Annotated in this window: 3 protein-coding genes; all 3 read right to left on the minus strand. The window is 61.4% G+C overall.

What is annotated here, in order from left to right; translation table 11 throughout:
* Nucleotides 1–89 precede the first annotated feature (89 nt).
* The 3 genes from AC1RQB_RS28075 to recQ all read right to left on the minus strand — a co-directional run bounded on the left by AC1RQB_RS28075 (nt 90) and on the right by recQ (nt 4718).
* Nucleotides 90–1907 carry a motility hub landmark protein FimV gene (locus AC1RQB_RS28075; RefSeq protein ID WP_063343931.1) on the minus strand — a complete coding sequence of 606 codons (1818 nt, stop codon included), beginning with the start codon at nt 1905–1907 and terminating at the stop codon, nt 90–92.
* A 128-nt stretch (nt 1908–2035) separates the two neighbouring features.
* Nucleotides 2036–2470 carry a MarR family transcriptional regulator gene (locus AC1RQB_RS28080; protein WP_008074924.1) on the minus strand — a complete coding sequence of 145 codons (435 nt, stop codon included), beginning with the start codon at nt 2468–2470 and terminating at the stop codon, nt 2036–2038.
* Between the two features lie 121 nt (nt 2471–2591).
* A complete protein-coding gene (gene recQ, locus AC1RQB_RS28085; protein ID WP_063342876.1) occupies nt 2592–4718 on the minus strand; it encodes a DNA helicase RecQ in 2127 nt (708 codons plus the stop codon).
* Between the last annotated feature and the right edge of the window lie 282 nt (nt 4719–5000).

Genomic DNA, 5000 nt, shown 5'->3' on the forward strand with positions numbered 1-5000 from the left:
CCCCCCCCCCCCCCCCCCCCCCCCCCCCCCCCCCCCCCCCCCCCCCCCCCCCCCCCCCCCCCCCCCCCGCTCCTACATGGGTAAGGGTGTTATCGGATACCGGCCAACAGCGTCCGGGCCGTTTCCTTGAGCGGTTCGTCACCTTCCTTGAGCAACTCGTTAAGCAGCTCGATGGCGCTGTCCAGATCGCCGTCGTCGATGCAGGTCTGGGCCTGTTCGAGTTTGCCCGCGCTGCTCGGCCCGGCCGGTTCAAGATCCATCAACTCAGCATTCAGCGGCTCAAGCTCCAGCAGCTGGCCAGGGTCGCTGAATTCGTTGAGAAAGGTCTCGTCCAGAGATTGAGCGTCCGGTTCGGCGATCCATTCAAGCTCGGGCTCGTCCAGCGTCGGCTCCTCGGGCATTTCGAAAACATCGGGCAATACATGCAGATTCGAGGTGAACCCGGGGTCGTTTACCTGCGCTGACTCATTCGACGGTTTAGCGCTGGATGATGAGTTTTCGAAGGGGCTGATCAGGTCCCAATTCGAATCCATCGACAGGTCATCGAGGTTCAACTGGAACTCATCGCTCGGTGCGGCTTCAGGGACAGCAGGCATGGGCGGCGCCACAGCCACGGCGGCGACCACCGGTGCGGCGCTGATCAGTTTCGGATAGCGGGCGCGGATGTCCTGAAGTTGCTGTGCATCGAACCCGGCGTCTCGCAGGCTGCTTTCCTGCGCGTCATACGCTTGCACGTCGCCCTGTTTACCGAGGACTTCCAACAGCTGCACGGCCAGATCGGTGCGCTGGGGTTCCCTGACCAACGCGTCTCGCAACAAACCGGCCGCCTCGGACAAACGGCCATACGCCAGATAGATCCCCACCCCTTCCAGCACGTCGCCTGCGGGAGTCTCTTCGGCCGATCCGGCTAGCGGTTGCGGCCGGGGCGCAGGACTGGCCGGTTCTGTTGCGCGACTGAGCACCGGTTCATGACGCGACGGCGGTACGGGTAACGGCTCGGGCTGGACCTGAGCCTGAACCTGCTGTCGTTGACGGCGAAGGAATACGCCGAGCAATACCAACGCCACCACTGCTAGCAACCCGATGATCAGCAGCCACGGAGTCGGTTCAGACTCCTCTACTGCAACGGGCACGGGCACCGGCGCCGACACTGCGGGCACGACCGGCTCTGCCGATGCCTGTTTGACTTCCGCCAGTTGGGTTTGCAGCTCGATCAGCTGTTTTTTCTGGCCGGCAATATGCTCATCCTGTCCCTGAAGCTTCGCATTCAACTCATTGATGGTCGTTTGCAGTTGCTGGTTCTGCAGCACGCTGGCGGCCAGCTGTTCGGCAACAGCATCATTCGCGGGCGCGGCAGCTGGTTTATCGACATCAGGCTTGGGCACCGCCGCCTTCGCAGCAGATGGCGGTGCTACCGCCGGCTCAACCGACGGGAACGCGGAAGACTGAGGGCGCGGCGCGGGGTCATCGTTGACGGGAACAATGCCCGGTGACCCTGGCGGATCGATCAGCACTGTGTACTCGCGCAGCAAACGCCCATTGGGCTGATTGAGCTGCACCAGAAAATTCAGGAAGGGTTCATTGACCGGTTTGCTGGAGGTTACCCGGATCAGGCTGCGGTTGCCCCGCAGGATCGGTGTGAACTTCAGGTCGTTGAGGAAGAACACCCGCTCAACACCGGCGCGGCTGAACTCGTCCGCCGTCGCCAGGCTGACCGATAGCTCGCCCTCCGCCAGGCCGCCAGCGTCCACCAAAGCAATGTCGGCATTGAACGGCTGATTCAACGCCGAATGCTGGGTGATCTCACCCAACCCGAGCGCAGGGGCCAATGCCGAGTAAGTGACAGCACCACCGAGCAGCAGCAGCCTGGTGCAACACCGCAATACAACGTGCCAACTCTCGAGCATGAGCATCCCTTAAATAACCTGAACCAACCTGTACGTATTCGCACATCCGGTACGAACACGATATTGCCTAGTAGTTCTTTATAGTCTGCCCAACGGGGTATCTCAAAAGTCCGGCGCGTGGTTATGCCTCAAGATTTTTCCAGGTTACCCAGGATGTGCCCGTGGACTCGCATGCAGACTTTCAAATCCGCCTCATCAACGCCTTCGAACAGTTCGTGGCGCAATTGAGTGGCAATGGTTTCAATTTGTTCGATCAAGGGCCGGGCCGGGGCACAGAGGACGATTTTTTTTGCCCGACGGTCTTCCAGCACGGATTGGCGTTGCACCAGGCCCTGACTTTCCAGGCTGTCGAGCAGTCGGGCCAGAGTGGGCCCTTCGACGCCAACACTTTGCGCCAGTTCGCGTTGGGTGGGGGCAGTCTCGAAACGTGCCAAATGCAGCAGCACCAGCCAGCGCGCCTGGGACAGACCCAGGCCAGCCAATCGGCGGTCCAGTTCGGCACGCCAGCCCCGAGACATCTGGGCCAGTTGCATGCCAAAGCGGTGTTGATCGGTTAACGGCATAAAACACTCATGGTTAGACTGAAAATAGAGAAAAGCTAATTATTAGTCAGCTAAGCATGACCTTTGGCTATAGGCAAGGCTTGCTCCTGTACTGAATCGTTACATCTATGCCGCAGGTCATTCAGACTTCGAATTCCGACTGCAGGGCGGCACGAACGCAATACAAAACGCCTTCCGGGACTCTTCCCGCGAACAGCGCGGCAATCTCTGATACCGATGGCAACTCGCCCTCGCCGTCGAGGAAAGCGTCCTGAACTTCGCCCATCAACTCTTCAGGCAGGTCCAGCGCCTGTTCCAGTGACAGCTGCTGTTTGCCGATGGCTTCGGCAAGCATTGTGTAAACGTTCTTTTCCGAGCATTGCAGCTGACCGGCGATCTGCAGCGGTGTCATGCCGGCCCGGGCCAGCGTGATCAATTCGTGACGCACATCGGCCACCACTTTCGGCGCCTCGACCTGGCCGCCGAGCACTTCGAGGAAGGCCTCGCCGTAACGTTCCAGTTTGCGCGCGCCGACACCGCTGACCGTGGCCATTTGCGCCAGAGAAGTTGGCTGGCTGCGGAGCATTTCCAGCAGCGTCGAGTCGGGGAAGATGACGTACGGCGGCACGCCATGCTCTTCGGCCAGTTTGCGACGCAGGGCACGCAAGGCTTCCCACTGTTCGCGTTCTTCGCCGCGAACCAGTTGGCTGGCCTGGCTCTTGCTGCTTTTGGCGGTGGTTTGCGGCTTGAGGTCGCGGCGCAGTTCCAGGGTCACTTCGCCCTTGAGCAATGGCCGGCAGGTATCGCTCAGGCGCAGGCCGCCGTAGCCTTCGAGGTCGATGTCCGCCAGGCCACGGGCAACAAGTTGTCGGAACAAGGAGCGCCATTCGCTCTCCCCCATCGCTTTGCCTACGCCGTATACCGACAAATGCTGATGGCCGAAGCTGCGAACCTTTTCGTTGTCCTTGCCCAGTAGCACATCGACCAGATGACCGACGCCATAACGCTGACCGGTGCGGTAGATCGCCGACAGCGCCTGACGGGCCGGCTCGGTGGCGTCCCAGGTTTGCACGCCGTCGACGCAGTTGTCGCAGTGGCCGCAGGGCTCGGGCATGTCTTCGTCGAAGTACGCGAGCAGGGTCTGGCGGCGGCAGCGGGTTTCTTCGCAGAGCGAGAGCATGGCGTCGAGCTTATGCTGCTCCAGACGCTTGTGGCGCTCGTCGCCTTCGGAGTTTTGCAGCATTTGCTTGAGCATCACTACGTCTTGCAGGCCGTACGCCATCCAGGCATCCGCCGGCAGGCCATCACGACCGCCGCGACCGGTTTCCTGGTAATAGGCCTCAAGGGACTTCGGCAAATCCAGGTGCGCGACAAAACGTACGTTGGGCTTGTCGATGCCCATGCCGAACGCCACGGTGGCGACCATGATCAAACCTTCCTCGTTGAGGAAGCGCTTTTGGTGATGGGCCCGCGTGTCGTTGGGTAGACCGGCGTGGTACGGCAGCGCCGGGAAACCTTGCTCACTGAGGAACACCGCCACTTCGTCGACCTTTTTGCGCGACAGGCAGTAAACGATACCGGCATCGCTGCGCCGCTCGGCGAGGAACGCCAGCAACTGTTTGCGCGGCTGTTCCTTGGGCACGATGCGATAGAAAATATTGGGCCGGTCGAAACTCGAGAGGAAACGCTCGGCATCCTGCAAATGCAGACGATCGACGATTTCTTCCCGGGTGCGCTTGTCGGCCGTCGCGGTCAGGGCAATGCGCGGGACGTTGGGAAACAATTCCGCCAACTGGCCCAGTTGCAGGTATTCCCGACGGAAATCGTGGCCCCATTGGGACACACAGTGCGCTTCGTCGATGGCGAACAGAGCGATTTCAAGGCTTTGCAGGAAAGCCAGCATGCGCGGCTGAACCAGGCGTTCGGGCGCCAGGTAGAGCATTTTCACCTCGCCGCGCTTGATCCGCGCCGCCAGATCACGCTGCTGCTCAGCGCTCAGCGTGGAGTTCAACGACGCCGCGGCGACGCCCAGCTCTTCGAGGGTGGCGACCTGATCGTCCATCAGTGCGATCAGCGGTGACACCACCACGGCCAGGCCCTCGCGCAGCAGTGCCGGCACCTGGAAGCACAAGGACTTGCCGCCACCGGTAGGCATCAGCACCAAGGCGTCGCCGCCACTGGCCACGCGCTCAATGATTGCACCCTGACGGCCACGGAAACTGTCGTAGCCGAAGATGTCCTTGAGGACGCGTTGAGCCTGTTCGAGCATAAAAACTCCAAAAATCACCGAAACATCCCTGCAAGGCTGGTTCAGAATCATGAAAGCTGCACCGACAAATCGTAAGTGCGCATTGCATGACGCTGCATATCTCAGCCGTGACGCCAGCAGGGCATCACAAAACGCGCGAGTATACCCGAGCCCTCCCCTGCAAAGGGCGCCGCTGATAAGACACACGAAAGCCAATGCAACGCAGACCTTGTGGGAGCGGGGGGGGGGGGGGGGGGGGGGGGGGGGGGGGGGGGGGGGGGGGGGGGGGGGGGGGGGGGGGGG

This window comes from Pseudomonas sp. GW822-FHT02E03 (assembly GCF_058802325.1).